The organism is Sphingomonas sp. UYP23, from assembly GCF_054059235.1.
In genome coordinates this window covers 2371971-2398753 of record NZ_JBSSBX010000001.1, presented here as the reverse complement: position 1 = coordinate 2398753, position 26783 = coordinate 2371971, and the positions used below count along the sequence as shown (strand labels likewise).

Sequence of the window (26783 nt, the reverse complement as noted above, 5' to 3'; positions counted from 1 at the left end):
TGTACGGTGCTAGCATCCGCTCAGCCCTCATCAACGATGCGGCGGACCGCTAGGAGGTCTCGTGACCAGCATAAGCAGGACGATGCAGATCAACGGCAAGCCGGTCGAACCACCGGGCGACGCGCGCATGTCGCTCCTCGACATGCTGCGAGAGACCCTTGGTCTCTCGGGGACGAAGAAAGGCTGTAATCAGGGTGCTTGCGGAGCTTGCACGGTCCTGGTCGATGGCGAACGCATCGTATCCTGTCTGGCTCTAGCTGTTCAATATACGGGTCGCCAAGTGACTACGATCGAGGGTCTCGCTGCAGAATCGGAATTACACCCGCTTCAAGCCGCCTTCATCGAGCATGACGGTTTTCAGTGCGGGTATTGCACGCCTGGTCAGATTTGCTCAGCGGTCGGAATGGCGGCCGAGATCGCACGCGGGTCGCCTAGCCACGTTTCCCGAGATCTGACGGCCGACTTTTTTGTCCTCACGCACGACGAAGTACGCGAGCGGATGAGCGGTAATCTGTGTCGGTGCGGCGCGCATAACGGAATCGTTGCCGCGATCAGCGAAACATATGCGGGAGCCGTCAAATGACTCCCTTCAGCTATGCCAGCGCGGCCGATCCTGCCGAGGCGATCGATCTCGGCCGCGCAGCTAGATCGAAATATCTAGGGGGTGGCACCAATCTGGTCGATCTGATCAGGGAGACGGTCGAACGGCCAACCTCATTGATCGACGTGTCGCGTCTTGCGTCGATCATCGAGGAGCATGAGGATGGTGGGCTGCTGATCGGGGCGGCGGTTCGCAATACCGCGCTTGCCGAACATCGTGCTGTCCGCAGCCGCTATCCTGTCCTCAGCCGTGCGATCCTTGCCGGTGCGTCTGCGCAGATCCGGAACATGGCGACGGTCGGTGGCAATATTCTTCAGCGAACGCGGTGCACGTACTTTTACGACGTCGAGGGTGCGCGTTGCAACAAACGGTCGCCTGGGCGGGGTTGCGATGCGATCGACGGTTACAATCGTGGCCACGCGATCCTCGGCGCATCGCCTGCTTGCGTCGCGACCCATCCATCGGACATGTGCGTCGCGCTAGCAGCGCTCGATGCGCAGGTTCATCTCCAAGGGCCAACCGGCGCGCGCACTCTACCGCTGATCAATCTCCATCGACTGCCCGGCGACCATCCCGAAATAGAGACCGCTCTGAAACCCGGCGAGTTGATAACGGCGATCGAGCTACCTGCCAGCGGTGCGCGTATGCGCTCGACGTACCGCAAGGTTCGTGACCGGGCGAGCTATGCCTTTGCATTGGTATCGGTAGCCGGCGTGCTCGACGTTGAATCGGGGACCATTAGAGTCGCACGGTTGGCGCTTGGCGGCGTCGCCCATCGGCCGTGGCGCGCGCACGCGGCAGAAGCCGCTCTAATTGGAAAACCGGCCACGGAGGCAAGCTTCCGAGCTGCGGCGGATGTCGAATTGGCTGCCGCGCGACCGCTCAGCGGTAACGGCTTCAAAGTCGAGCTTGCGCGGCGCGCGATCGTGGCGGTGCTCGCCGAACTTGCCGCCGACAGTACGAGGGGGCGCGGGTGATGACAAAAGTGGATCGACGGACGGTGGTGGCCGCTACTCTGACCACGATTGCGCTGGTGGGACCTGCGCGTGCCATCACGCGAACCGCGACGGTCAAGAAAGTGAAGTCCGCTTCCCAAGATGCCAAGATCGGCCCGATCGGAAAGCCAGTTTCCCGCATCGATGGGCCATTGAAAGTGCGGGGCAAGGCAACGTTCGCCGCAGAGTTCGCGATGGACCGCATGCTGTATGCAAGCCTGGTATTCAGCACGATCTCCAAGGGGCGGATCGAGACGCTCGATACGGCGCAGGCGACGAAAGCCGCTGGGGTTATCGCCGTGATGACCCATCACAATGCACCGCGCATGAAACCAATGTTGATGATGATGGGGCCAGGCGAAACCAACCCGAAAGCGGGCGGTGGAGACAGTCTCGCGGTCCTGCAGGACGACCGGATCCACTGGAATGGGCAGCCGATCGCAGTCGTGCTCGCTACGTCGCAGGAACAGGCGGACTATGCCGCATCGCTTGTCGGCGCGCGCTATGTTGCCGAGCCAGCAGTCACCACTTTCGCAGCCGCCAAGGCAAAGCCTACCGAGACCGGCGAGGCTATGGGGCAAAAGCTTCTCGTCAAAGTCGGCGACGCCGAGAGCGCGCTCAAGGCAGCGGCTGTATCCGTCGATGAGACCTATCGCACGCCGAACCAGAGCCATAATGCCATCGAGCCGCATGCAGCAACCGTGGCGTGGAAAGGCGATGAACTGATCGTCCACGATGCGTCCCAGGCTGTCACGCATACTGCGGCCACGCTCGCGGTGATGTTCGGGATCGAAGAGACGAAGGTGCATGTCACGTCCCCCTTCGTCGGCGGGGGGTTCGGGGGTAAAATGCTCTGGCAGCACCAGGTGCTGGCAGCAGCCGCTGCCAAGCTTACCGATCGTCCGGTGCGGATCGCCCTGTCTCGAGAGGGTGTCTACCGCGTAATCGGCGGTCGTTCGATGACGGAGCAACGCGTCGCGATCGGTGCGGGCAAGGACGGTCAGTTCAGCGCGATCATCCACACCGGAACGTCGACGACAACCAAGCGCACAAAACTGGCCGAGGCGTTCATGATGGCTGCGATGAGCAGCTACACCGCGACCAGCTTCAGCCTCGATAATCAGCTCGCTTTCATGGACGTGATCGCAAATACCCAGATGCGGGCACCAGGCGGAGCGGTCGGGACCTACGCTCTTGAATGCGCAGTGGATGAATTGGCTGACGCGCTCCGTCTTGACCCGATCGAGCTCCGGCTGCGCAACATGCCGGAAAAAAACCCGATTTCGGGCACGGCGTTCTCGTCTCACAACGGCGATGTTGCCTGGCGAGCAGGCGCGAAGCGCTTCGGATGGTCCAAGCGCAACTCGGTGCCGGGTTCGACACGCGATGGAGAGTGGATGGTGGGGATGGGCTGTGCGGCCTCCTCCCACCCGTATGTGAGAATGCCGGGTGGCGCGGCGCGCCTAACGCTCACGCGCGACGGCAAAGCCAGGCTAGAGGTGGCTGCCCATGAAATGGGGATGGGCACCGCAACGGTGCAGACGCAGGTCATCGCGGAACGCCTTGGCTTACCGATCGACAATGTCACGTTCGCGTACGGCGATTCAGCTTTCCCAGGTCTTGTCCTGGCCGCAGGGTCGCAACAGACCGCCTCGATGGCCGCTACTGTGTTGGCGGTCCAAACCGCGCTTGTGACCGCCCTGCTGAAGCTCGTCGACAGCACCTCGCCGCTTGCCGGCCTCGCAGCTGACCAGGTGAGTGTCCAGGACGCTGGTTTGATGAAGCTCGACGAACCGACGCGGCGCGAGAGTTACAAAGCCATTCTCGGGCGCGCCGGTCGCGCTGAGATCAGTGTGGAGGCGGAAAGTCCCCCTCCGACCGAGATGCAGCAATGGTCGATGCATTCGCAAGGCGGCATGTTCTGCGAGGTTCGCGTGAACGCGATAACGGGAGAAGTCCGCATAACCCGGTTCCTCGGCTCGTTCGATTGCGGGCGCGTGCTCAACCCCAAGACCGCGGCCAGTCAGCTACGGGGCGGGATTATCATGGGCCTTGGCATGGCCCTGATGGAAGAAACTCAGTTCGATGGGCGTAGCGGCAGGATCGTGAATCCAAGCCTCGCCGAATATCACGTTCCTGTGCACATGGACGTGCCCGAGATCGACGTGATGTGGACCGACATCCCGGATCCCCACGCTCCCCTCGGCGTCCACGGTATCGGCGAACTGGGGATCACCGGGACGAGCGCCGCGGTCGCCAATGCGATCTACAATGCGACCGGCAAGCGCATCCGGGACCTGCCGATCACGCTTGATAAACTCATGTAGGATCCCCCGCACGATCCCCGGGTGGTGCGAATGGTCCGCCCAGCACGCCCGACGCCGCCCGCCGCGTTCGGCCCTGGCAAATGCTGGCGGCGCTCTGGAGCCGAACCATGCCTCCCTTCAAAGGATGATCGAATGGCCCAGACCCTAGTAGTCGATGTTCCGCACTTCTCGCTAGCCGAACGGGAGCGACGGTGGGCGCGGGTGCGCGACGCGATGCGGCGCGAGGGCATCGACGCGATTTTTGTCCCGCCTAACACCGGCCTTTGGGACCAGTATCAGGCAAATGTGCGCTACCTGACCGGCATCGGCGGCAATTGTGTCCAGGCCGCGGCTATCTTTCCGCTGGAAGGCGAGGTGACCGCGATCACCAGCCCCGATGTCGTCACCGACGTGTGGCTGCAGTCGCAGGACTGGGTGACGGACATCCGACCAACCGGGTCCGGCTGGGGTTATGCCGACAAAAGCATCGACCGTATGCGGGAACTGGGCGTTCAAAAGGGTCGGATCGGCATTACCGGCCTGTCCGGAAACACACGCTACCCCGAAGGCATCACCTCGCTTGGCATGTACAACGCCGTCCGGGAGGCCTTCCCAGACGCGGACATCGTAAACGCCAATCTGCTCATGGAACGCGCCCGCTTCGTCAAGAGCGAGGAGGAACTCGCCTTTATCGGCAAGGCGAACGATCTGGTGCAGGAGGCGATCCAGGTACTGGTCAGAGAGGCCCGCCCGGGTGTTCCGGAGAACGTCGTCTATGCGCGCATGATCGCGAGCATGGTCGAAGGCGGTGGCGAGCTGCCGACAATGATCCTTTGGGCCGCTGGTTGGCCGCAGCCTCAAGGGTCGCAATACATGCCGTCGCGCCGTCCATTCAACGCGGGCGACATCATCACGATCGAATGCGAGGCGCGGTGGGGTGCGTACATCGCGCAGAACACCCAACAGTTCTTCCTCGGCAAGGTGCCAGCGGACTACCTGGATCTGTTCGCAGTGCAGCAGGACGCGGTTGCGGCTTGCTACGAAATGTTGCGTCCCGGCAAGACCGTCGGGGATGTGGCGGCAGCTGCCGCGGCGCTCGCCACCGACAAGTGTAAGTGCGATCTCATCATGCACTGCCGCGGTCTCGGCGATGACTCGCCGATCTGTATCCACACCCCGCGTGACGACCTCATGCGCGACTGGCCGATCGAAGAGAACGCGACGTTCATCGTCAAACCGATCGTATCCACCCCCGACGACAGCAAGCGAGCCTATTGGGGTGACATGATCGTCACCACAGCCACTGGCGCCCGTCGCCTCGGCACCCAGCCCGCCCGGATTATCGAGATATGACGAAGAACGACGCGCTAGGAGCTCGACCATGAATTCAGGCGACATTGAGATCGAGTTGCCGTCTGGCGAGCGGCTGCCTGCATATTTTGCAGGATCGGCGGAGCCGATGTCCGCTCCCGGGATAGTCGTTCTGCAAGAGATCTTCGGAGTGAATGCGAACATCCGGGCAATCGTCGACGACTACGCCGCTCGCGGGTTCAATGCGGTCGCGCCCGACCTCTTCTGGCGGCAGGAGGCAGGTCTACAGCTCGATCCGGCCAACGCCGACGAAACACGGCGCGCGATGGAACTGATGAAGGGGATGGATCAGCCACTAGCGGTCGACGATGCGCTTTTCTGCGCCGCGTACCTGCGAGACGTCGAATGGGCCAATGGAAAGGTCGGTGCGGTTGGATACTGCATTGGTGGCAAGATCGCCTATTTGCTGTCGACGCGTCCCGCCATCGATGCCTCGGTGTCTTATTACGGTATCGCGATCTACGATGCGCTGGACAAGGCTCCAGAGGTGCGGGGGCCGCTCCTGCTGCACATCGCGGAGGGCGATCATCTCTGTCCGCCCGAGGCCCAGACCGCGATCAAATCGGCGCTCGGTAGCCTGCCAGGTGTTATCATCCTGACTCATCCCAGAGTTGACCACGCCTTTGCGCGGCGGGGCGGGACGGCTTTTGACGCGGCAGCTACTGACCGTGCCGACGCAGCGACGTCTGCGCTGTTCGCGGATGCGCTTGGGTCATCGGTATGACGTCCACCGCGGACGCCCGGCTCGAGATCGCTCAGGCGAGCAGGATACTGGCCGGCGAGAAGATACTGGATGCCTACGGCCATGTTAGCCGACGCCATCCCGATCGTGCGGACGCCTTCCTTATTTCGCGCAATCTGGCACCCGCACTCGTGACGCCGATGGATATCGTCGAACTCGATCTGGACGGTGTCGAAATAGGGGACACGGCGGCACGGTTGTTCCTCGAGCGTTTCATTCATGCCGAAATCTACCGCCATCGCCCCGACGTGCAGGCTGTCGTCCACAGCCACGCCATGGAAGTCCTGCCGTTTGCGACGGTGCCGTCCGTGCCGGTGCGTGTGATATCGCACATGTGTGGCTTCTTGCGCGACACGCCAGCGCCGTTCGACCTGGCCGACCATTTCGGTCCTGAGACCGATTTGCTCATCCGCGACGCAGAGATGGGCAAGGCGCTCGCCGCCCATCTCGGTACTGGTCCCGTGGTCCTCATGCGGGGGCACGGCTACACCACCGCCGGGGCAAGCGTGCCCGACGCGGTGTATCGGGCGATCTACACCGCGCACAATTGCCAGATCCAGCGTCAGGCGATGCAAATGGGAGATCCCGTCTATCTCAGCCCCGGCGAGGCGCTGACCGCCGACACCACGATTATGCACGAGTCCGACCGTGCCTGGGCCTGCTGGTTGCATGATCATGTCCCGACGGGCGAGTTCGACGCCGTCGCCGCAACATGATGATCGCACAACGAGGCCGCCGGAATCGTAAAACAGTCCGAAGGGAAGAAACATGTACGCAATGATCGTCGAACGAAAATCGCGAGCGGCATTCGAGGCGGTGAACCAGCACGACTATGATGCCTTCAATGTCCTGTGCCGCCCCGATGTCCTACATCGCTTCGGCGGCGATCACGCTTTGGGAGGAGTGCGCCATACGCTTGCGGGCCTGCGCCTATGGTTCGAACGGCTCGGCCGCGTCATGCCGACGCTCAAGCTCGACGTTCAGGATGTCTGGGTCAAAGGCTGGCCGTGGGACACGACAGTCATCCTCCGATGGACAGCAACAGCGCAACCGCTCGATGGTGGTAATTACGTCAATCATGGCGTCCACATCGTCGGCATGCGCTGGTTCAAGGTCACCTCGATCGACGCGAACGAAGACAGTCAGGCAGTAGCCGAGGTGCTGCAACGCCAGGCGACATCGGGGATCGAAGAGGCGTTGGCCCCTCCGATCGAGACCTGACCCCAATCCCGAACGATCGGTGCATCGGCGCCGTTGGCGGCGCGCAACCGGGCGTCACACCATCCGGCCGGAGACTGTATGCACGCTGTCGAAGTCTTCGAATTCGTTATCGGATCACTGATCGCGATCCTCGCGCTGCATTGGATCGCGGAGCGGCTGCGCTGGCCACCGGCGATCGCCTTGCTGATTGGAGGGGGCGTTCTCGCCTTTCTCCCCGGCGTTCCAGTCATCCATCTCAATTCCGAACTCGTCCTTGTGCTGTTTCTGCCTCCGCTGCTCATGGACGGTGCCTGGACGACGGCTCTGGTAGGATTCCAGCGGCATTTCATCGGGATCATCGCGCTGGCGGTTGGGGCGGTCGTCTTCACAGCTGGGGTCGTGGCCGTCGTGACGCACTGGCTGATGCCGTCATTGCCTTGGGCGGCCTGCGCGGCGCTTGGGGCGATCGTCTCGCCGCCTGACGCGGTTTCGGCTCGTGCCATATTGCAACGTGTCAAACTCCCACGGCGTCTGTCGACATTGCTGGAAGGCGAAAGCCTTCTCAACGACGCGACCGGGCTCGTCATCTTCCGGTTCGCTGTCGCCGCTGCGCTCGGAGAAGGGTTCAGCATCGGCGGAGCGGTCGCGCAATTCGCGGTCTTGGTATCGGGTGGTGTAGCTCTGGGGTTCGCGCTTGGATTGCTCTGGGTCGCGATTGCACGCCGCCTGCACGAGGAGATGCTCCTGATCGTAACGACCGTGCTGCTGAGTTGGATCGCCTACCTGACCGGTGAGGCGCTTCACGTCTCTGGCGTGATCGCGACGGTCACCGCTGCGCTTGTGCTGAGCTGGCACCAACATGTCGTCTTCACGGCAGGAGTACGGATTAAAGGCTCGTCGTTCTGGCTGGTTCTGACCTTCCCGCTCGAAGCTTCGGTGTTCATGTTGATCGGTTTTTCCCTTCGTGACGTGCTGCAACGGGGCGGGGGCATCTCGGTCGTTGTCGACCAGATGGCATGGCCCGTGCTTACCATCGTCGCGGCGCTGACGATCGCGCGTTTTGTGTGGATCCTAGGAGCCGACATCCTCCTTAAATCCCTGAAGACGCTCGGGTGGGGCACCCACGCGCCGCTTGGAAGGTCTTCGGGCATCGTCATGAGCTGGGCAGGGATGCGCGGCGTCGTCACGCTTGCAGTAGCGCTGTCGCTTCCCGAGACCATGCCGGGACGGGATTTTATGCTCGTTGCGGCTTTCGGGGTCATTCTCGTCACAGTGATCGTGCAGGGTTCAACGTTGGCAGCGGTGATCCGCTGGACCGGATTAAAGCGAACCAGCGCCGATGCGCCATCGATGGACATGGCCGCAACCGAGCAATCGATCGCCGAGGCCCAGCTTGCCGCCGTCGAGCAACGTTCGCGCAACGATGACGGCACTATCGTCCATCCGCGGCTGCTCGATCAATACGCAAGGCGCGTGTCGGTCGGCGCGACGTTTGTGGGCACGCCGACGCAGAGAGACGACGCGGTCGCGGCCCATTTCGACGTCATCCTCGCGGCGGTCGCTGCGGGACGCGAAGAACTGCTGCGTCTGCACCGCGCGCATCGGATCGACGATGAGACGCTGCATAGCCTTGAACGCGATCTGGATCTCGAGGAACTCGGTGCGATATCAGCCAAGGGATAGATTGGTTGTATCGAGATCAGCACTGCACAAGCGCAAAACCTATTCGTTAGCCGGCGGGAGATGCGCCCACGCCAGGTCAATCCTACAAAGTCATTGAGTACCGCAGGCAACCCGCGCCTTGAGATCGAGGATATGGCCGATGACAAAATCGGGTCTTTCTTCGGTCATGAAATGCCCGCAACCGGCCAGTGTGCGCGCCGTGACATGATTCGCGACCATCGCGACCATTTCGCCGACCTTGTCGCCAAGCCCCTTCTCGCCGCCCAAGGCAATGACGGGCACAGATACCTTGCTGGTCATCAACGGCTCGGTCTGTTCGATCGTGGTAAAAGCGGCGCGGTAGATGCCCATGCTGCCCAAGACGCCTTCGGTCCCCGCAAATGTGCGCAGATATTCGTCGAGTGCCGGGGCAAGCGCCGCGTGGTTGACGACATGGTCGCCGGTATAGAACCAGCTGAGAAACGCACGCTCGTTTCCGACGATCAGCGCCTCGGGGACGCCCGGTGCCAGCGGCAGGATCCACCACCACATAGATCCCCGTGCCATCGCTTGCGGAGTGTATGAAAACACTTGCCCCAACACCTGACCGAGCATCACCGGCGCTTCGATGTAGAGCAGTCCTGCGACGCCGCTTGGGTGATCGGCAGACCAGATCAATGCGGGCAAGGCCCCCATGTCGTGTGCGGCATGAATGACGGGCCTGCCACCACCGAACCCTATGGCGGCGACAAGCGCCCGGCATTCATCGGCGAGCGCGCGTCCGTCATACCCCTGGTCGCCGGCGGGTTTGTCGCTGTCGCCGAACCCGCGCATGTCGGGGATGAGCACCGACAGGCCGGCTTCGGCCAGCGCGGGAGCGACATCGCGCCATGCGTAAGCGGTCGAAAGGAAGCCATGCCACAGGATGACTGGCTGGCCATCGGGATCGCCGCCCATCCAATAATGCAGCCGAATGCCCGCGACCGTCTCCCAAGCGCTTTCGAAGCCTTGGATTGGCGCGGGCCCGGGCGCGACTACCTTCACCGTCATTTCAGTGGCCCTGCTGTACCGACGGTCCGACCGCATCGAGCGCCGGATAGTCGGTATAACCCTTTGCACCCTCGCCGTAGAAAGTCGTCGGATCAGGCTTGTTGAAGGGCGCGTCCGATCGAAACCGAGCGACTAGGTCGGGATTGGCGATATAGGAAACGCCGAATGCCACCGCATCTGCCTTGCTGTCGCCGATGAAGCGTTCGGCCTTCGCCTTGTCGAACCCGCTATTGACGATCAGCGGCACCGAAACCTGCGCGCGGAACGTCTCCGCGACTTGCTCGATCTGAACGCCGCGTTCGGCATCCTTGGCGTTGGGTTCGAGCAGCGTGAGGTAAGCAAGACCCAGTGCATTCAGGCGATCGATCACCGTTCCGAAAGTCTCGCGCTTGTTGCTGTCGTCGACCCCGTAAAGGAAGCTCGCCGGCGATAGCCGTACGCCGACATGCGCCGCATCCCAGGCATCGATCATCGCCTGCGTCGTCTCGACCATCAAGCGCGCCCGATTTTCGACAGAGCCGCCATAGGCGTCGGTTCGCTTGTTCGATCCGTCCTGTAAAAACTGGTCGTGGAGGTAGCCATTGGCGCCGTGCAACTCGACGCCGTCGAACCCTGCGACCTTGGCATTGCGAGTGGCCTGCGCGAAATCTGCGATGATCCCGGGAATCTCATCGATGCCTAGTTCACGCGGCACGGGAAAATCGACCCGGCCCGAGGGCAGGAAGAAATCGCCGGTCGCCGCGATCGGCGACGGCGCGACTGGCATCATACCGCCACGCATGTCCGGATGCGCAACGCGGCCGCAGTGCCAGATCTGGCAGAAAATGCGTCCACCTGCGGCATGGACCCGGTCGGTAACGGCGCGCCAGCCAGCAATCTGATCGTCGCGCCAGAGGCCGGGGCCACGGATCACGCCCACCGCCTGTTCGGAGACGGCGGTGCAGTCGGTCACGATCAGGCCGGCGTTCGCGCGTTGCTCGAAATAGTCGGCCATCACTGCCGTGGGCACGTTGTCGGCGGTCGCGCGCGTGCGGGTCATCGCCGACATCAGGATACGGTTCGGCAGATCCATCGAGCCGATGCGGAGCGGAGAAAAAAGGTCAGTCATTAAAAGTCCTTCGATCAGAGCATTTCGTTGCCACCATCGACGATGATTGTCTGGCCAGTGATAAAATTGGCATCGGGCGAAGCGAGGAAGAACACCGTCCCGGTCAGGTCGTCGGCATTTTCCTCGCGGTTGAGACAGCGAACCGCGATCGCGGTATCCTGGACTTCCTGTGGCAATGCCTTCTTCGCGGACGGGGTTATGGTGACGCCCGGGGCTACGACATTTACGGTGATGCCTTCGTGGCCGAATTCCCGCGCGAGACTGCGTGAAAGGCCGATCGTACCGGCCTTGGCGGCGACGTAGTGGGCCTGCCCCTTCACGCCCGAATAGATCGAGGCCGACCCGATGTTGATGATCCGGCCCCAGCCGCGACCCATCATCATCGGCAGAACCGACTTGCACATAAGTGCGGTGCCGGTGAGATTGATGTCGATGATCCGACGCCAGTCCGCGGCCGTCATTTCAAGAAAAGGCTGTACCGGGAAAAAGCCCGCAACGTTGACGAGCACGTCGATGCGACCGGCGATTTTCTTTGCAAAGGCCGCCAGAGCGTCGATTTCCTCCTCGCTAGTGATGTCGGCCACCAGCGTGTGAAGCCGCTTATCTGCCAATGCCGACGACATAGCCTCGAGCCCTTCGCGCCCTGTATCGGTCGCGATCACGGTATCCCCATTGGCTAGGAACCGCGCGACGAACAATGCCCCCATGCCGCCTGCAGCGCCGGTGATCAGCACAACACGGTCATTCCTCATGATACCATTTCCTTGCCCGCAGATTCGCCCGACAGCTCAACGAAATAGTCCCGCAAGGTGCGCGGCGCGCGCCCGAGTATTGCTCGTAATATCAACGGGTTGCCAACCAGGCCCCTGGCGTCGTAGTGCTGGAACATCGGCAGTAACGGCGCGGCCTCTTCGCCCAGCGTGGCTGGATCGATCTTCTCGGCTCTGATCACCCGTCCAGCAACGTCGCCGACCAACGCGGCGACATCGTGCCGGTCCAGCTCGCCCTTGGCGCAGAGTTCGAAAGTGCCATTCAGTAGCCGGTCTTCGGTAAGCGCGATTGCGGCGACCTCGGCGACATCGCGGTAATCGACCCTACTGAACCTGGTTTCGGTCGACCATGGTTCCGCAAGAACGCCTGTCTCGACGGTCCTGGCCCAGATCGCCGCATAGTTCTGAAAGAATAGTGTGGGATGAAGGAATGTGAATTCCATGCCGGAGTCTAGCAGAGCTTCTTCCACAAATGCCTTTGCGGCGTGGTTCGACAGTTTGCTCAGAACCGGATGGATGACCGAAGAAAATACAAAGCGTCGGACTCCCGCTTTTGCCGCAGCGCGTACCATGGCTTGACCGACTTTGACTTCGTCGGGAATGAACGCGGGTGCGATGTAAAAAACAGAGGACACGCCTTTAAGCGCCCGCGTTATATCGGCATGATTGGTTAGGTCGCCGATCGATACGTCGGACGCTCCCGCTCGTTTGACCGCCCCTACGTGCTCGGGATTTCTAATCATCCCACGCACTTTCGCGCCACGCGCTACCAATGCGGGGACGACGTGTCCGGCAAACTTTCCATTAGCTCCGACCGCGAGTACCAATTCTGACATGGCCATTGTCTCTTTCAATATCGCTGCTGGCTGAATGCCGTTCCGATCTTGTATCAATGACTGAATGAAGTTGGCGATGATCCCAGATCATTAAGCCTCAGCTATCCTTTACGTCTAATATCGAGCGTTTGCAATTATTTGGCAAAATCTTTTCGCGTCATCATCGAATTCACCTCGCTATTACGACACTAGCGCATAGCGAGACGTGGAGTACTGGCGCTGTGCGCCAATTATGTCACCGAAGCCGCCAATTCTTAGCATTTAAGCGCTAGCGCAACGTTCTCAACGGTCTGAAAAAAGCTCTAATTTCCTCTGCCAGGAGATGGGGCTGCTCGAGCGCGGCGAAATGGCCTCCGACCGGCATCGTCGTCCAGCGCGTGACATCGAAAACGCGTTCGACCCAGGAACGGGGCGGCATCGGCAACTCGCGTGGAAACAGCGCCACACCTACAGGCGGTGAGACGCGCTCGCCCATCCGGAATACCAAGGGTTGCTGCCTGTTCTCCTTGTAAAGGCGAAGGCTCGCCGGAAGGGCGTTACCAAACCAGTAAAGCGAGATGTCGGTCAGGAGAGTGTCGAGCGAAATCACGCTCTCCACATCGCCGCCGCAGTCGCTCCACGATCGTACCTTCTCCGTTATCCAGGCTGCGAGTCCGAGAGGAGAGTCGGTCAACGAAAATGCGAGCGTCTGCGGCTTGGTTCCCTGCAGCGCTGCATACGCACCCTCTGCTGCCGACCACGAGGCTGTGTGATCGAGGAATGCCTGCTCCTCGGTCGATATCGCGGGCATGGTCCCACCAATCGGCGGCCGATAGCTGCCTGGGATGTAGTTCAGATGGATACCGATCGTCGCTCCGGGAACGAGACGGGCCAACCAGGCCGACACGCCCGCTCCGATGTCCCCACCCTGCGCACCGAAGCGGTCATAACCAAGCTCCGCCATGAGACGCGTCCACAAGCCGGCGATTTCGCGTGACCCGATGCCGGGCTCCGAAGGTGCCGGCGAGAAGCCGTAACCCGGCAGCGATGGCACCACGACGTGGAACGCGTCAGCAGGATCACCGCCATTGGCTGCGGGATCAGCAAGGAGCGGTATGAGTTGCTCCATCTCGACGAAGGAGCCAGGCCATCCGTGCGTAACGACGATCGGCATCGGGGACGGACCCAAGCCACGCTGATGAACGAAATGGATGCCCTGGCCATCGACCGTCGTCATCATGTTCGGCAATCGGTTGAGCCGCGTCTCTTGAGATCGCCAGTCGAAGCGGTGAAGCCAGTGATCCACCAGACGCTTCATGAACGTGAGGCTTGCTCCGTCTCCCCAGCCGTCACCCCCAAACCCCTCGGGCCAACGAATTCCATTCAGTCTCCGATGGAGATCGTCGATCTTATCATCGGATATTCGGATTTCGAACGGCAGAATTGTCATTTTCCGATCCTAGTGCCAAACCAACGGCGTTTGCGAACCAGCAGACCGCAGCCTGGACGCTCGACCGACACGTGCTTCACTTACGCTGCCGCCCGCTCACTCTCTGGGCGACGGCGAAGTGCCGCTTGGGTGATCGCCGGTGGATCGTAAGCGGCATCGATCGGCCCGACATCGGTCCCAGGCGGCACGATGGCATCGATCCGGTCCAAGATCTCATCGCTAAGTTTGGCCTCGGCTCCGCCGAGCAAATCATCGAGATGCTGCATGGTACGTGGGCCGATGATCGCCGATGTTACCCCCGGATGCGCCATGACGAAAGCGATCGCCATGTGCGTCATCGATAGCCCGGCCGCTTCTGCGACGGGGATGAGTTTCTCGACGACGTCCAGTCGGCGTTCGTCAGACATCTGGCGCGGAAAGCGCCTGGCGCGCGCGCTGTCGGGCTGTTCCTGACCCTTTCGGTAACGCCCGGTGAGCATGCCCATTGCGAGCGGACTCCATACCATCGCGCCCATTCCGTAGCGCTGAACAGTCGGAAGCACCTCACGCTCGATGCCGCGGTTCATGATCGAATAAGGTGGCTGTTCAGTACGGAACCGGGCGAGCGCCCGCCTTTCCGCTACCCATTGCGCCTCGACGATCTCCGAAACGGGGAAGGTCGACGAGCCGATCGCACGGATTTTGCCGGCCCGCATGAGATCGGTGAGCGCCGACAGGGTTTCCTCGATGTCGGTATCGGGCGAAGGACGGTGGATCTGATAAAGATCGACATGATCTGTCTGGAGGCGACGAAGCGACGCTTCGAGCTCGCTGGTTATCCAGCGGCGGGAGTTGCCCTGCTGGTTCGGATCGTCGCCCATAGGTAGGTGGGCTTTCGTCGCCAGCACCACGGTGTCGCGACGGCCCTTGAGCGCCTTCCCGACGATCTCCTCGGACTCGCCGCGGCTATACGCATCGGCGGTGTCGACAAAGTTGATCCCGAAATCCAGCGCCTTGTGGATGACGCGTATGGAATCGTCGTGGTCGGGATTCCCAGCCGCTCCGAACATCATCGCACCGAGGCAATAGGGACTTACCTTGATTCCGGTCTTACCCAGCGGGCGGTAACGCATGATCGGTCTCCTGATGGCGGCAGCGCTGCCGGCTACGGCCCGCTGGATAGCGCGTGCGACGTTCCTTGGCAGTGTCGAGAGACGCCAGCTCAATGGCAGACTGCGCCAATCGTCTACGCCATCGTATCATCGACTACTAATCGGGAAAGGTGGCGGCCGTTTGCGATGAAACGGGCGATTCTTTGGGCCAGAAAACCACGGCAAGGGCTTGATGTGTGTTAGATTTTGTTCGAGCCTCAAGCATCGGGCGTAAACACCGCCCGCGGACGTGTCGCATCCTCAATACGTTCGCGCTGAATGGAAGGGTCTGATGCCATGCAGCGCGACATACGTATTCCAACGGCGCACGTGATTCACGGTGACACCCCTCCTGACAAGTGCCGCCTCGATATTTGGTTCTGGCAGGCGCTCGAAGGCCTTGGAGTGTCGCCAGCGGCGGTTTTGCAGCACGCTCGTATCCCCATCGCGCTTCCCCGCTCATACTGCTTCTTCACGACGACGCAGCTTTTCGCGATCTTCGATGCGCTGGAACATCTGGCCGACGATCCTGCTATCGGGTTCAGGTTCTTCGAAGCTACGAAGAAGGTGGGAACCCCGCCTTGGGCTGCTGCCGCTACCTTCGCACCCAATTTCCGGCTAGCACTTGCGCACGTCATCCAGTTCAAGCGTCACGTTATGCCCGAACGTATGTATGCTGAGGAGAAGCATGGCGAGTTATCGATCTTCAAGGAGTGGTTTTACGCCCCTAGCGAAGCAGCGAGCCTGGTAGACTCAAGCTTCGCATTCCTTTTGGCTATCCTGCGCCAAGGCACTGGCCGATCGCTATCACCGTTACGCATCGATCTCGTTCGTCGTAGCCCAGGCTCCGATCTGCACCGCGCGCATTTCGGGTGCCCGGTTCGCTACGATGCCGCTCGGAATGCACTCGTACTGCGGTCATCGGACTGCGATCTGCCGTTCGTAGAGCAAAATCCGCAAATGCTGGATATTCTGAGACCTGCCTTGACGTCGGAGTTCCAGGACCCCCAACCCTTCAGTTGTGTTGCAGACTCGGTGAAGGCGGTCCTGAAGCGGAGCCTTTCAACCGGACGCCCGGATCTCGCAAAAATTGCGCGGGAGATGGGCACAAGCGAACGAACCTTGCAGCGTCGCATCACTGCGGAAGGAACAACCTTCAGCGCTATAACGAAAGAAGCGCGTCAAGAGCTCGGCCGCCATCTCTTGTCAGATCCATCGATGGAGATCGGCGACGTCGCGTTTCGCCTGGGATATCAAGATACGACTTCGTTCTACCGCGCTTTTCGCGGTTGGGAGGGTGAGACACCGAACCAATGGCAGGCCCGCAATGTCGGTGACGAGCGATCCATTGTCTGAAGTTCCGGCGACGTGGCTAGGACGCTTCGTGACGCGATAGCCCAGGGTCATGCCCGACGGCCTAGGCTGTCCACATATAGTTTGCGAAACGCTTCGACGTTATCCGGTCGCTGTTGCTTGTCTCATAAGCGAGGCCATGCTGCGAGTGCGCACTTGGCAATGGCGGATAGTTTCTCATTTGAAGAACCGTCTCGCGCGAGGACCGACATTCCCTGGATGACAGCGATCACGAGCCCGGAAAGCGCCGAAGCGTCGGCGTCGATCGGCAGCATCTGCAGTTCGATGTCTCGGACGATCCGTGCCTGAAGGTTGGCCGCGATAGCGCTTCGGATGTCGGCAACGATGCGCTGGACATCGTGCGAGTCTGCCGAGCCGCTCGCGGTGGAACTGGCAAGCAGGCAGCCTTTCGGCGTCGCGTCCGCGGTAAACGCCGCAACCGACGCGGATAGCATCTCACGCGCCGCGTCATAGGCCGTGGGCGCGTCTTCGATCCGCTTTGCCATTGCATCGGGGTCGCCCGCATATCGCCGCACCGCTTCGATGAAGAGGCGCTTCTTGTCGCCGAACGCAGAATACAGGCTCGGCGCCGTTACACCCATGGCGGTCGTCAGATCCACAATCGACGTGGTCTCATAGCCCGATCGCCAGAAGGCCAGCATCGCCTGTTCCAGCGCGGCGTCGCGGTCGAACGATAGCGGCCGCCCGGTCCTGCGACGAGATGGCGTGGGCACTTTGGCTGCAACTTCCATAGTGATCATTCCGAAAGTGTTGACGGGCGATCAGATTGATAGCATGAGTTACATAACGAACGCTAGGAAAGTCTCAATCATGTCGCTCATGCAATTCCGCACGCTTGGTCGATCCGGCCTGGTCGTCAGCCCGTTAGCGTTGGGGACGATGACATTCGGCCCAGGCGGCTGGAATGCCGACGAACCGACATCGCGGGCGATATTCGATGCCTATCGCGATGCCGGCGGCAATTTCGTCGATACCGCCGATATCTATTCGGGCGGAGAAAGTGAGCGGCTGGTTGGCCAATTCATCAAAGATAGCGGTGCACGCGACGACATCGTCTTGGCGACCAAGTTCGGCTTCAATGGTTCGGCCAGCCCGCTGACCGCCAGTCAGGCTGGTGGCGGCAACCCACATGCTGGGGGCGCGGGCGCCAAGAACATCCACCGCGCGCTGGAGGCATCGCTCAAGCGGTTGGGGACGGATTACATCGATCTCTACTGGATGCACATCTGGGACGGCGTCACCCCGGCCGAGGAAATCGTCCAGACGCTCGGCGATCTCGTGCGGGCGGGCAAGATCCGCTACTACGCGTTCTCCGATATGCCCGCATGGCTGGCGATGAAGGCAGCGACGATCGCTGCCGAGCGGCGCATCCCGGGGCCAATCGCGATGCAGCTCGAATACTCGCTGGTCGCTCGCGACGTGGAGGGGGAGCATTTCCCTGCAGCGCAAGAGGCCGGGATGGGCGTCATGCCGTGGAGCCCACTCGCCGGGGGCTTTCTGACGGGCAAGTACAAGCGCGACGATACCAAGGACACGGGTCGGCTGAGTGGCGCGAACCCTTTCGGCGACAGCAAGTTCACGTCTCGCAACTGGGACATACTCGACGCCCTCAACAGCGTCGCCGCCGAGACGGACCGGCCTGCCGCGCAGGTGGCGCTCGCCTGGGTCATGGCGCGCCCGGGGGTCAGTTCGACCCTGATAGGAGCCAGCAAGGTCTCACAGCTCGAAAGCAACATCGCGGCAAGCTCGATCGCCCTAAGCGAGGATCATATAAAGCGTCTGAACGATGCCAGCGCGCCGGTGCCGGGGTTCAGCGCATCGCTTGCCGCACCGATGATTCGGCGCATGGTGTTCGGCGGTCACCAAGTCGCAGGGTGGGGTGAATCCTGAACCTGACGGCCGAGCATGATTGGCGTGCTCGGCCAGTCCGTTGGCGTCCTATGCCAATGTCTCCCTTGCGGTGACCGCTATGTTTGCTCGCAGTCGATGCCCGCACCGGGCGCACTTCGAGGAGTACTATCATGGCGGAGAAAATCTGGTTCATTACCGGCGCATCGCGCGGGTTCGGTCGTATCTGGGCGGAAGCTGCGCTGTCGCGGGGCGACAAGGTCGCCGTGACGGCACGCAATGCGGACAGCGTGGCCGACTTCCGGGAACGGTTCGGCGATGCCGCACTGCCCCTGTCGCTGGACGTCAACGATCCGGCTCAGGTCGCGAGTGCGATCGCTCAGGCGCATGATTATTTTGGCCGTATCGACATTGTCCTGAACAACGCTGGCTATACGCTGGTCGGGACGATCGAGGAGGTTCAGGACGCTGACGTACGCGCGCTGTTCGACACCAACGTCTTCGGTACGCTCAACGTCATCAAGGCAGTGCTGCCGATCTTGCGTGCCCAGAAGAGCGGGCACATCATCGGCGTCACCAGCAGCCTCGGGATCGCCGCGCGGCCGCTGATCGGCATCTATGCCACAACGAAATGGGCGGTCGAGGGCCTGCACGAGGCACTGGCGCAGGAAGTCGCAGCGTTCGGCATCAAGGTGACCATGATCGAGCCAGGGGCTTACGCAACCGATTTTGCCAGCGATGCCTCGCTGAAGATGTCGCCGCGTATGGAGGTCTATGATGACCTTCGTCAAAAGGTGATGGGCGGCCTCGCAAACGAAGGTCGCGGCGATCCCACGGCAACGCCCGATGCCGTGTTCGCGATCGTCGATGCGCAAGAACCGCCGCTGCGCTTCATCCTCGGCTCCACCGTCTTGCCGATGGCGCGTGACATCTATGCCGAGCGTCTCGCCACTTGGGCAGCATGGGAAGCCGTATCGAACGACGCTCAGGGTGCCGCTCAGGCCTAATTATCATTGCGCTGCCGAGGCCCGGCCCAGCCTCGGCCCGGATCCTGTATTCAAGGACATTCTCGCATGCCAGATACGGAACTCGTCACGACCTTCCGAAACTATATCGCCTGCCTGAACGATCGCGACCTTGGAAGCCTCGGCAAGTTTGTCGACGACGACGTCGACTATAATGGCGACCCGATGGGTCTGGCGGGCTACCGGGGCATGCTGGAGGGCAATTATCGCGACATCCCCGACCTCCAGTTCAATATCCAGCTGCTGGTTGCAGACGCGTCGTCCATCGCCAGCCGCCTGCACTTTGACTGTACGCCCGTCGGCCGATTTCTCGACCTGGACATCGGTGGCAAACGGATCTCGTTCCACGAAAACGTGATCTACGAATATGAAGGCGGCAAAATCCGCCGCGTCTGGTCCGTGATCGACAAGGCTGCGATCGAAGCGCAGCTGCGAAAGCTGCGTTGATCGTGATGTTCTCAGTCCCGGTCATCGAACGTCGCGCGCGCGGCCTCGACATCCCCGAGATGGGCTCTGGTCCATCCATCGAGCGCTTCGAACAGCGGCTCGAGCGTTCGCCTCAGACGCGTGATCGTATATTCTACGGCTATCGGCGTCGTCTGGACGACCCGGCGCTCGACGATGCCGTTGCGCTCGAGCCGCCGCAACGTCTTTGTCAGCGCGGTCTGCGTTATGCCGTTCAACGCCCGTTTCAGCGCATTGAAACGCATCGGCGCGGGACACAGCGCGCCCAGGATGAGCGCCGTCCACTTGTCGGCGATCTGATCGAGCAGGATGCGGCTCGTGAACGGAGCCGACGCGGCAGAACGGGACATGTGGTTCACTCCGGAGGACCTAGTCACTTGCGATTGCCTGATTGATCCCTGGTACACGATAGCTACCTGCTGGTCTAAATAAACAACCAGGAACGAGAAAATGAACGAACTCGAGGATCGAGGCGGCGGCATGACGCGGCGACAGGTCGTCGGCGCGATCGGCGCGGGGACGGCTATCACGGCCATGAGTGAACGCGCGATCGCTGGCGACACTCGTGCGCCTGCTGCCGTTGGGCGCTCCAGCCCGACTTTCCAAAATAAAGGAGCGCCAATGGCCTATCAGGATTTCCGCGTCCTCCAAATCGTTCTCGCAGATGGCGTCGCGACGGTCGTGATCGACAACCCGCCACTCAACATCCTCGATGGGCGCCTGCTGCAGGAACTCGACCGTTTCGCGGGCATCGTGCGCGGCGATGGCGCGGTTCGCGTGATCGTCTTCGAGAGCGCCGATCGGGACTTTTTCATGCCCCATGGCGACATGAAGTTCGTTGACGATCCAGCAAGCTTCTCGTCGCTTCAGGTCGCGATGGACGAAGACTCCGCCCTGAACCCTATGCAGCGCGTGTTCGAACGTGTCCGGAAACTCCCCCAGGCGACGATCGGCAAGCTCGCCGGGTATGCGCGAGGGGGAGGTGCCGAATTTCTGGCGGCCCTCGATATGCGGTTTGCCGGTCGCGAGCGTGGCAAACTCGCACAGATGGAAGCGTTGACCGGCATTATCCCCGGCGCGGGGGCGACAGTCTATCTGCCGCCGTTGATGGGGCGTGCTCGGACACTCGAAGCCATCCTTGGCGCCGGGCTGTTCGATGCGCCTCTGGCCGAACGCTATGGCTGGATCAACCGCGCGATACCGGATGCCGAACTCGATACGTTCGTGAGCGACCTCGCAACGCGTATCGCCCGATTGGCACCGGGCGTGATTGCTGCGGCGAAGATTGCAGTCGATGCGACGAGCCAGCCCATGCTGGAAGCCCTGAAGGTGCAGAACCAACAGCTCGGAGCGACCTTTGGCAAGCCGGCCGCAGGTGATCTTACGCGCGCGGCGCTCGAGGCCGGCGCGCAGACACGCGACGGCGAACGGCACCTCGAAGAGCTGCTCAACGCCCTCCCACCGCATCGGTAAACTTGCAGGACGCTGAGAGTCAGCAACGGACGCATGGAATGGAAATGCTTATGATGCTCATAACAAAGACTGACCGGCTTACGTTCAGGCACGCGTGCGCCATCGGCATCCTCAGCTTGCTGCTGTGTCCTGCCACTGTCGATGCGGCCCCGGAGACCACAACGCCGTCCGCACTGTTTACGTCGGCAGACGTCTTTGGCCTTAAGGGTGTGACGGACGTGCAGATTAGCCCTGATGGTCGATCGATCGCTTATCTCGCGACCGACACAGACATCATGATCGATGGTCGGCGAACTACGATCCGGATCATCGATATCGCAATTGGCCGCGAGAGACTGTTAGCGGCGGATGCGTCGATGCCACGCTGGTCGCCGGACGGACGATCGATTGCTTATGCAGGGCGCGGAGAATCCGGATCCACTCAGCTGATCATCGCTGACGCGACCGGCGATGCCAAGCGCGTCGTGGCGAATCTTCCCTCGGGCGCCTCTGGCATCGTCTGGTCGCCCGACGGGCAGACGATGGCTTTCGTGATGTTCGTTGCAACGCCGGCGCCAGTACCCTCGAGTCCGGTCGAACAGCCTGCTGGCGCAAAATGGGCAGGAGCGCCGCGGATCATTACCAGCGTGCACTATCAGCGGGACGGCCAGACGAAAGTCGAACCTGGCCGGATGCAAATATTCACGGTCGGGGTATCGGGCGGAACGCCAGCCCAACGCACGAGCGGCGACGCAGATATCGAAGGCGATCCCGTGTGGACCGCGGACGGCGCCGGACTGATCGTTGGAGCGCGTAATGGTGCCGAGCTTGCGCGCAGCTATCAGACGGCAAGGCTTTATCTGGTGCTTGCTGCCGGGACGGCGCAGACGGCTTTATCTCCAGCGGCCCTCGGCGCGCGGGCGCCGGCGGTCGCTCCCGACGGAAGTCGGATCGCATTCATCGGCGTCGCGCAGGACGGCCGGGATTACACGCCGAGCGGCTTGTACGTCATGAATGTCGACGGCACTGGCCTGCGCCGCCTCGACGGCACGTTCGATCGTGAACTGGATAGGCCCACTTGGTCGGCGGACGGGCGGGCGATCTATGTCGGCTACGGCGACCACGGGAACGGCAAAGTCGCGCGCTTCGATCTCGCTGGCCACCGAACCGAAGTCGCCAGTGGGATCGTCGGTGATTATACGGTCAGTCGAGCCGGCGTCGTGGCGTTTGCGGGCGGCAGGCCCGATAGCCCGGCCGACGTCGTGCTGGCGACGCGGCAGGGTAAGCAGCGGCGCCTGACCGACCGTAACGCGGCGCTTTTTGGAGGCAAGTCGCTAGGTACGATCCGGCCGCTTGCGGTGCGCTCGTCCCTCGACGGACAGGCGGTAGAAACGTGGCTGACACTGCCACCCGGATATCGGGCGGCGCGGCGCTATCCAACGATCATGGTGATCCATGGCGGTCCGTACGGCTACGACGGTCCCATCTGGAGCACGACCGATCAGCTCTACGCCGCAGCCGGTTATGTCGTTCTTCACGCCAATTATCGTGGATCGACGTCCTATGGGTTCGCCTTTGCAGACCGCATTGCACGAGACTTCCCAGGTCCCGCCTACATCGATCTCATGAGCGCGATCGATGCCGCGGTCACCGCTGGCGTTGCCGATCCTTCGCGGCTGTTCATCACGGGCGGATCGGCCGGAGGACTCCTCACGGCGTGGACCGTCGGCAGCACCGATCGCTTTCGCGCGGCAATGGCTGAAAAGCCGGTCATCAATGCTGTCAGCAAGGCGTTGACGACGGATCAATATGTCGGATCGGCAGCGACTTTTGGCGCCGAAGCGTGGGAAGCGCCAGAACGGTACTGGGCCTCATCCCCGTTGTCGCGCGTCGCGAAGGTGAAGACGCCGACCATGCTGGTTGTCGGTGAAGAAGATCGCCGCACGCCGGTCTCGGAATCGCAGCAATTCTACAACGCCCTGACGCTTCGCGGCATACCGACGGCGCTCGTCGTCGTGCCTGGCGCCAGCCACTCGACCATTGGCAGCAAGCCTTCCCAGCTGATCGCCGACGTCGACATCACGCTGGACTGGTTCGGGCGATACGGTGGCGTCGTCGATCCCGCGCGAACTGCACGATACCAATATTTACCCTCGGCCACACCACAAGCGGGAGAGAAATGATGACAATCACCGGAGGTTGCCGATGCGGCGCGATACGATACACGATCGCGCTCGAGTCAGTGCCGTTGAGCTATGCCTGCCATTGCCGTGATTGCCAGACGTGGAGCGGCAGCGCCTTCGCCCTTCACGCAATGCTGCCCGATGCGCTTCTGGAGATCTCCGGCGACGCCGCCCCGTTTCAGGTCGATGGCATGGAAACGATGGCGTCCGAGCATATTGGCTGTGCAACCTGTTTTACGCGCATCGCAAACTCTAACAGCGCGGCTCCAGGAATGGTGATCCTACGCGCCGGAACATTGGATCGTAGCGACGAGATCGCTCCCGCAGTCCATATCTGGACGAAACGCAAACAGCCGTGGCTCGACATACCCGACGGAACGCCGACCTTTGCCGAGACACCAAGTCCGCAGGATTTCGCCGAGGCGCTGCAAGCGTGATCCTGGATCGCCCCAGCGATTCCACACCGAACCTGTCGATTACCGCCCGGTCCTGGCTGGCGCTGGCCTTCTTCGTTGTGTCGTATCTCGCCTTCGATCCTGTCGAGGCGGCGATCCATCGGCCGATCGCGCACGCATTCGGCCTGCAGATGATCCAGGACGGGGCGATGGCCCCAGTGCCCTTCGCGGTCTTGATGATCGTGCGGCTGCTTCTCGATCTTGGCGTCGTGGCGGCGATCATCGCAATTCAGGGTCGCCGCCTCGCCGATTTCCCGCTTGTCGGTCCGGCGATGGGTAGAATGACGCTCGGTGGCCTTGCGATCGGGCTTTTGGTGATGGTCGGCGCGATCCTCGCGATCCTTGGGCTCGACAGTGCGACCGTGCGGCCATCGGGCCAGTCGGTGGGATCTGCGATCCTTCATGGGAGCGCTTGGCTCGGCTTCGATTTTCTCGGCGCCACTGGCGAAGAGCTGGCGGGCCGGGTCGCCGTGTTACTGGTCGCGCTGCCTCTGGTCGGTCGCCGTGGCGCGATACTCGCCTCCGGGATCCTGTTCGCCGGCATACATATGGGCAACCCCGGTGCCACCTGGTTCTGGCTGCTGCGGCTGTTCGTGCAAGGACTGTTACTGGCCTATGCCGTGTTTCGAACGGGCTCTTTCTGGTGGTCGACAGGCTATCATACGGGTTGGAACTGGGCGAGCGCCCCGCTTTTTGGAGCAGCCGGCAGCGGCTATCTCGACCAAGGTCATATGTTCGATTTCACGCCAACCGGACCCGTTTGGATCACGGGCGGCGCGGTCGGTCCTGAGAGCAGCATCTTTGCGTACATCGCCATGCTGGCCGCGTTGCTCCTTCTTGTGAAGACCACGAGAAGGACGGCTAAGGCGCCCCATGGCAGCCTTGGTGCATTCCAGACATTCCGGTGGCTCGCGGACGCGAAGAAGGGCTAGATTGCGTGACCGGCAATGAGATGAATCGACGAACGGTTCTGGTGGGCGCTGCCGGGACCGCACTGCTATCAGGCTTGGGCCCTGCAGAGGCGGCGAAACAGCCGCTGGATAACGCCGCGTTTGCTGCGGCATTTGTCGAAAACATGCTCGTTCTGCGGCCGGATCTGGCGACGCTGATCGGAGCGGATATCGGTAGGCACCGAGGACTAAAATCCCGGATGCCTGATGTTTCTATGATCGGTCTCGACCGCCTTGCCGACCTAGCCCAGACGACACGGCAAAGCCTTGCTCACACAGCATCCGCCACGTCCGCGCCGGGCTATCTGTGTTCGGCCTCTATCGAATACGCCTGCGAGCGCGCGCTTGAAGGCGAAGCGTTCGGCTACGGTGGAGGGGCTCAAGACGGCTTCGAAGGTGCCGCGACGCCCTATGTCGTTACGCACCAGCAAGGCGTGATCAGTAACTATCCGGAGTTCCTCAACTCTCAGCACCAGATTGCCAACGTGAGTGACGCCGAAGCCTATCTCGCGCGGGTCGCTGCCATTCCAGCGATGCTCGACGGAGAGACGGCACGCATCCGGCGCGATGCCGCACGCGGTGTATTCCCGCCTTTTTTCGTGGCGACGCAGGCGCTGGACATGATGCGCTCGTTCCGGTCGACCCCAGCGCTCCAGCAGGGAATGACGACATCGCTGCAAAGCAGGGCAGCCAAGGGCTCCATCCCTGGAGATTGGGCTGCAAGGTGCTCGGCAATTGTTAATGGCCAAATCTATCCAGCGTTGGACCGCCAAATCGACGCGTACTCGAAGGGGACTGCGACTGCAGGATCGGGCGCTGGGGTGGCAGGATTGCCCGACGGAGAAGCCTATTACCGCTGGGCGGTCCGCCTCGGTACGACGACGGTCAAGACGCCGAGTGAGATTCATGAACTCGGGTTATCGCTTAGCGGACAACTGCGTGGAAAGGTCGACAGCGCGCTCAAGAGCCAAGGGTTGACGACGGGAAGCGTGGCGGCGCGGCTCGCCGCACTGAACGGCGATCCCCGCTTTCTGTTCGCCGATAACGACGATGGTCGCATCAAGCTGATCGCGTACCTCCGGGGGAGGATAGCCGCGCTTCGCGTGGTGATGCCGAAAATATCTCATCTCAACCTCAAGGCCGACATCGACGTAGAGCGCGTTCCGATCGACATTCAGGACGGCGCACCGCTCGGATCGATGAACTCGGCGCCCCGTGACGGCGCGCGTCCGGCTGTTTACTACGTCAATTTGCGCCGGACAAAGCTATGGCCGCGGTATCAGCTTCCAACACTGACAGCGCATGAAGGCATTCCGGGGCATACGTGGCAAGGCGCGTATCTGGCCGAGACGACGGGCGTGTCCCCAGTGACCATGCTGCTGAATTTCAACGCGTTCAACGAGGGTTGGGCGCTGTATGCCGAGCAGCTGGTCGACGAGGTCGGCTTCTATGCCGATGACCCGTTCGGCCGGATTGGCTATTTGCAGGCGCAACAGTTGCGAGCGTGCCGGCTGGTGGTCGACACTGGCTTGCATGCGATGGGGTGGTCCCGCGCTAAGGCGGTCAGTTATCTCATCGAACAGACTGGAAAGGGCGTAGAGGCAGTCACCAGCGAGGCTGACCATTATTGTGTCGCTCCAGGTCAGGCCTGTGGCTACATGGTCGGCTTGGTCGAGATCAGGCGACTGCGGAAGCGTGCCGTTGCCTTGCTCGGTGAGCATTTCGATCTTGCAAACTTCAACGATGCTATCGTTCGGACGGGTGGAGTGCCGCTTGCCCTGCTGGACCCAGCGATCATGCGTTGGTCCAAGACATCAGCGGTCTGAACCGT

25 protein-coding genes are annotated in these 26783 nt (G+C 61.7%); 17 read left to right on the top strand and 8 right to left on the bottom strand.

Features of this window, described 5'->3' with window-relative positions; translation table 11 throughout:
* The first annotated feature begins 82 nt into the window (after positions 1-82).
* The 8 genes from ACVWYO_RS11785 to ACVWYO_RS11750 all read left to right on the top strand — a co-directional run bounded on the left by ACVWYO_RS11785 (position 83) and on the right by ACVWYO_RS11750 (position 8898).
* Positions 83-583: a 2Fe-2S iron-sulfur cluster-binding protein gene (locus ACVWYO_RS11785; RefSeq protein ID WP_457350973.1), complete on the top strand. Its 501-nt coding sequence runs from the start codon at positions 83-85 to the stop codon at positions 581-583.
* Positions 580-1578, top strand: a complete 999-nt coding sequence (locus tag ACVWYO_RS11780) for an FAD binding domain-containing protein (protein WP_457350971.1) — start codon at positions 580-582, stop codon at positions 1576-1578. Before ACVWYO_RS11785 ends, ACVWYO_RS11780 begins: the two co-directional genes overlap by 4 nt.
* Positions 1578-3923, top strand: coding sequence for a xanthine dehydrogenase family protein molybdopterin-binding subunit (locus tag ACVWYO_RS11775; protein WP_457350969.1), 2346 nt, complete (start codon positions 1578-1580; stop codon positions 3921-3923). Before ACVWYO_RS11780 ends, ACVWYO_RS11775 begins: the two co-directional genes overlap by 1 nt.
* Before the next feature lie 132 nt (positions 3924-4055).
* Complete coding sequence (locus ACVWYO_RS11770; RefSeq protein ID WP_457350967.1) at positions 4056-5255, top strand: M24 family metallopeptidase; 1200 nt, start codon at positions 4056-4058, stop codon at positions 5253-5255.
* A 28-nt stretch (positions 5256-5283) separates the two neighbouring features.
* Positions 5284-5997: a dienelactone hydrolase family protein gene (locus tag ACVWYO_RS11765; protein ID WP_457350965.1), complete on the top strand. Its 714-nt coding sequence runs from the start codon at positions 5284-5286 to the stop codon at positions 5995-5997.
* Positions 5994-6731, top strand: coding sequence for a class II aldolase/adducin family protein (locus tag ACVWYO_RS11760; protein WP_457350963.1), 738 nt, complete (start codon positions 5994-5996; stop codon positions 6729-6731). Before ACVWYO_RS11765 ends, ACVWYO_RS11760 begins: the two co-directional genes overlap by 4 nt.
* Before the next feature lie 52 nt (positions 6732-6783).
* Positions 6784-7236 carry a nuclear transport factor 2 family protein gene (locus ACVWYO_RS11755; RefSeq protein WP_457350961.1) on the top strand — a complete coding sequence of 151 codons (453 nt, stop codon included), beginning with the start codon at positions 6784-6786 and terminating at the stop codon, positions 7234-7236.
* A gap of 33 nt (positions 7237-7269) precedes the next feature.
* Complete coding sequence (locus ACVWYO_RS11750) at positions 7270-8898, top strand: Na+/H+ antiporter (protein WP_457350959.1); 1629 nt, start codon at positions 7270-7272, stop codon at positions 8896-8898.
* Positions 8899-8988: 90 nt separating this feature from the next.
* Here the strand turns inward: ACVWYO_RS11750 and ACVWYO_RS11745 are convergent, their stop codons facing one another.
* From ACVWYO_RS11745 to ACVWYO_RS11720, 6 genes are all read right to left on the bottom strand, one after another.
* Positions 8989-9834, bottom strand: coding sequence for an alpha/beta fold hydrolase (locus ACVWYO_RS11745; RefSeq protein WP_457350957.1), 846 nt, complete (start codon positions 9832-9834; stop codon positions 8989-8991).
* Between the two features lie 94 nt (positions 9835-9928).
* A complete protein-coding gene (locus ACVWYO_RS11740) occupies positions 9929-11035 on the bottom strand; it encodes an alkene reductase (protein ID WP_457350955.1) in 1107 nt (368 codons plus the stop codon).
* A gap of 14 nt (positions 11036-11049) precedes the next feature.
* A complete protein-coding gene (locus tag ACVWYO_RS11735) occupies positions 11050-11787 on the bottom strand; it encodes an SDR family NAD(P)-dependent oxidoreductase (RefSeq protein WP_457350953.1) in 738 nt (245 codons plus the stop codon).
* Positions 11784-12647 carry an NmrA family NAD(P)-binding protein gene (locus tag ACVWYO_RS11730; RefSeq protein WP_457350951.1) on the bottom strand — a complete coding sequence of 288 codons (864 nt, stop codon included), beginning with the start codon at positions 12645-12647 and terminating at the stop codon, positions 11784-11786. Before ACVWYO_RS11730 ends, ACVWYO_RS11735 begins: the two co-directional genes overlap by 4 nt.
* A 262-nt stretch (positions 12648-12909) precedes the next feature.
* Complete coding sequence (locus ACVWYO_RS11725) at positions 12910-14070, bottom strand: epoxide hydrolase family protein (RefSeq protein WP_457350949.1); 1161 nt, start codon at positions 14068-14070, stop codon at positions 12910-12912.
* Positions 14071-14150: 80 nt separating this feature from the next.
* On the bottom strand, positions 14151-15182 hold the full coding sequence (locus tag ACVWYO_RS11720) for an aldo/keto reductase (RefSeq protein ID WP_457350947.1): 1032 nt from the start codon (positions 15180-15182) through the stop codon (positions 14151-14153).
* Positions 15183-15497: 315 nt separating this feature from the next.
* Here ACVWYO_RS11720 and ACVWYO_RS11715 point away from each other — a divergent pair, with 315 nt between their 5' ends.
* Complete coding sequence (locus tag ACVWYO_RS11715; RefSeq protein ID WP_457350945.1) at positions 15498-16556, top strand: AraC family transcriptional regulator ligand-binding domain-containing protein; 1059 nt, start codon at positions 15498-15500, stop codon at positions 16554-16556.
* 122 nt (positions 16557-16678) lie between these two features.
* On the opposite strand, the gene ACVWYO_RS11710 is transcribed toward ACVWYO_RS11715, so the two are convergent.
* Complete coding sequence (locus tag ACVWYO_RS11710) at positions 16679-17305, bottom strand: TetR/AcrR family transcriptional regulator (protein ID WP_457350943.1); 627 nt, start codon at positions 17303-17305, stop codon at positions 16679-16681.
* Here ACVWYO_RS11710 and ACVWYO_RS11705 point away from each other — a divergent pair.
* From ACVWYO_RS11705 to ACVWYO_RS11695, 3 genes are all read left to right on the top strand, one after another.
* A complete protein-coding gene (locus tag ACVWYO_RS11705) occupies positions 17289-18464 on the top strand; it encodes an aldo/keto reductase (protein WP_457350941.1) in 1176 nt (391 codons plus the stop codon). The two genes, ACVWYO_RS11710 and ACVWYO_RS11705, sit on opposite strands and share 17 nt — an antisense overlap.
* A gap of 131 nt (positions 18465-18595) precedes the next feature.
* Positions 18596-19429 (top strand): SDR family NAD(P)-dependent oxidoreductase, encoded by an 834-nt coding sequence (locus ACVWYO_RS11700; protein WP_457350939.1) that lies wholly within the window; start codon positions 18596-18598, stop codon positions 19427-19429.
* A 66-nt stretch (positions 19430-19495) separates the two neighbouring features.
* Positions 19496-19894, top strand: coding sequence for an ester cyclase (locus ACVWYO_RS11695; RefSeq protein WP_457350937.1), 399 nt, complete (start codon positions 19496-19498; stop codon positions 19892-19894).
* An 11-nt stretch (positions 19895-19905) separates the two neighbouring features.
* Here ACVWYO_RS11695 and ACVWYO_RS11690 read toward each other — a convergent pair whose 3' ends face one another.
* Positions 19906-20262, bottom strand: coding sequence for a winged helix-turn-helix transcriptional regulator (locus tag ACVWYO_RS11690; RefSeq protein WP_457350935.1), 357 nt, complete (start codon positions 20260-20262; stop codon positions 19906-19908).
* A 100-nt stretch (positions 20263-20362) separates the two neighbouring features.
* On the opposite strand from ACVWYO_RS11690, the gene ACVWYO_RS11685 reads away from it, so the two are divergent.
* From ACVWYO_RS11685 to ACVWYO_RS11665, 5 genes are read left to right on the top strand one after another with little or no spacing between them, the layout of a single operon-like run.
* Complete coding sequence (locus tag ACVWYO_RS11685) at positions 20363-21385, top strand: enoyl-CoA hydratase/isomerase family protein (protein ID WP_457350933.1); 1023 nt, start codon at positions 20363-20365, stop codon at positions 21383-21385.
* Between the two features lie 2 nt (positions 21386-21387).
* Positions 21388-23547, top strand: coding sequence for a prolyl oligopeptidase family serine peptidase (locus ACVWYO_RS11680; protein WP_457350931.1), 2160 nt, complete (start codon positions 21388-21390; stop codon positions 23545-23547).
* Positions 23544-23984: a GFA family protein gene (locus ACVWYO_RS11675; protein ID WP_457350929.1), complete on the top strand. Its 441-nt coding sequence runs from the start codon at positions 23544-23546 to the stop codon at positions 23982-23984. Before ACVWYO_RS11680 ends, ACVWYO_RS11675 begins: the two co-directional genes overlap by 4 nt.
* Positions 23981-24934 carry a CPBP family intramembrane glutamic endopeptidase gene (locus ACVWYO_RS11670; protein ID WP_457350927.1) on the top strand — a complete coding sequence of 318 codons (954 nt, stop codon included), beginning with the start codon at positions 23981-23983 and terminating at the stop codon, positions 24932-24934. The genes ACVWYO_RS11675 and ACVWYO_RS11670 overlap by 4 nt, the downstream gene beginning before the upstream one ends.
* A 5-nt stretch (positions 24935-24939) precedes the next feature.
* A complete protein-coding gene (locus ACVWYO_RS11665; protein WP_457350925.1) occupies positions 24940-26778 on the top strand; it encodes a DUF885 domain-containing protein in 1839 nt (612 codons plus the stop codon).
* Positions 26779-26783 lie beyond the last annotated feature (5 nt).

Bases quoted from the DNA above. Each gene is read 5' to 3' on its own strand.
- ACVWYO_RS11785 (WP_457350973.1), top strand. From the start codon at position 83: ATGCAGATCAACGGCAAGCCGGTCGAACCACCGGGCGACGCGCGCATG.
- ACVWYO_RS11780 (WP_457350971.1), top strand. From the start codon at position 580: ATGACTCCCTTCAGCTATGCCAGCGCGGCCGATCCTGCCGAGGCGATC.
- ACVWYO_RS11775 (WP_457350969.1), top strand. From the start codon at position 1,578: ATGACAAAAGTGGATCGACGGACGGTGGTGGCCGCTACTCTGACCACG.
- ACVWYO_RS11770 (WP_457350967.1), top strand. From the start codon at position 4,056: ATGGCCCAGACCCTAGTAGTCGATGTTCCGCACTTCTCGCTAGCCGAA.
- ACVWYO_RS11765 (WP_457350965.1), top strand. From the start codon at position 5,284: ATGAATTCAGGCGACATTGAGATCGAGTTGCCGTCTGGCGAGCGGCTG.
- ACVWYO_RS11760 (WP_457350963.1), top strand. From the start codon at position 5,994: ATGACGTCCACCGCGGACGCCCGGCTCGAGATCGCTCAGGCGAGCAGG.
- ACVWYO_RS11755 (WP_457350961.1), top strand. From the start codon at position 6,784: ATGTACGCAATGATCGTCGAACGAAAATCGCGAGCGGCATTCGAGGCG.
- ACVWYO_RS11745 (WP_457350957.1), bottom strand. From the start codon at position 9,834: ATGGGCGGCGATCCCGATGGCCAGCCAGTCATCCTGTGGCATGGCTTC.
- ACVWYO_RS11740 (WP_457350955.1), bottom strand. From the start codon at position 11,035: ATGACTGACCTTTTTTCTCCGCTCCGCATCGGCTCGATGGATCTGCCG.
- ACVWYO_RS11735 (WP_457350953.1), bottom strand. From the start codon at position 11,787: ATGAGGAATGACCGTGTTGTGCTGATCACCGGCGCTGCAGGCGGCATG.
- ACVWYO_RS11730 (WP_457350951.1), bottom strand. From the start codon at position 12,647: ATGGCCATGTCAGAATTGGTACTCGCGGTCGGAGCTAATGGAAAGTTT.
- ACVWYO_RS11725 (WP_457350949.1), bottom strand. From the start codon at position 14,070: ATGACAATTCTGCCGTTCGAAATCCGAATATCCGATGATAAGATCGAC.
- ACVWYO_RS11720 (WP_457350947.1), bottom strand. From the start codon at position 15,182: ATGCGTTACCGCCCGCTGGGTAAGACCGGAATCAAGGTAAGTCCCTAT.
- ACVWYO_RS11715 (WP_457350945.1), top strand. From the start codon at position 15,498: ATGCAGCGCGACATACGTATTCCAACGGCGCACGTGATTCACGGTGAC.
- ACVWYO_RS11710 (WP_457350943.1), bottom strand. From the start codon at position 17,305: ATGGAAGTTGCAGCCAAAGTGCCCACGCCATCTCGTCGCAGGACCGGG.
- ACVWYO_RS11700 (WP_457350939.1), top strand. From the start codon at position 18,596: ATGGCGGAGAAAATCTGGTTCATTACCGGCGCATCGCGCGGGTTCGGT.
- ACVWYO_RS11695 (WP_457350937.1), top strand. From the start codon at position 19,496: ATGCCAGATACGGAACTCGTCACGACCTTCCGAAACTATATCGCCTGC.
- ACVWYO_RS11690 (WP_457350935.1), bottom strand. From the start codon at position 20,262: ATGTCCCGTTCTGCCGCGTCGGCTCCGTTCACGAGCCGCATCCTGCTC.
- ACVWYO_RS11685 (WP_457350933.1), top strand. From the start codon at position 20,363: ATGAACGAACTCGAGGATCGAGGCGGCGGCATGACGCGGCGACAGGTC.
- ACVWYO_RS11675 (WP_457350929.1), top strand. From the start codon at position 23,544: ATGATGACAATCACCGGAGGTTGCCGATGCGGCGCGATACGATACACG.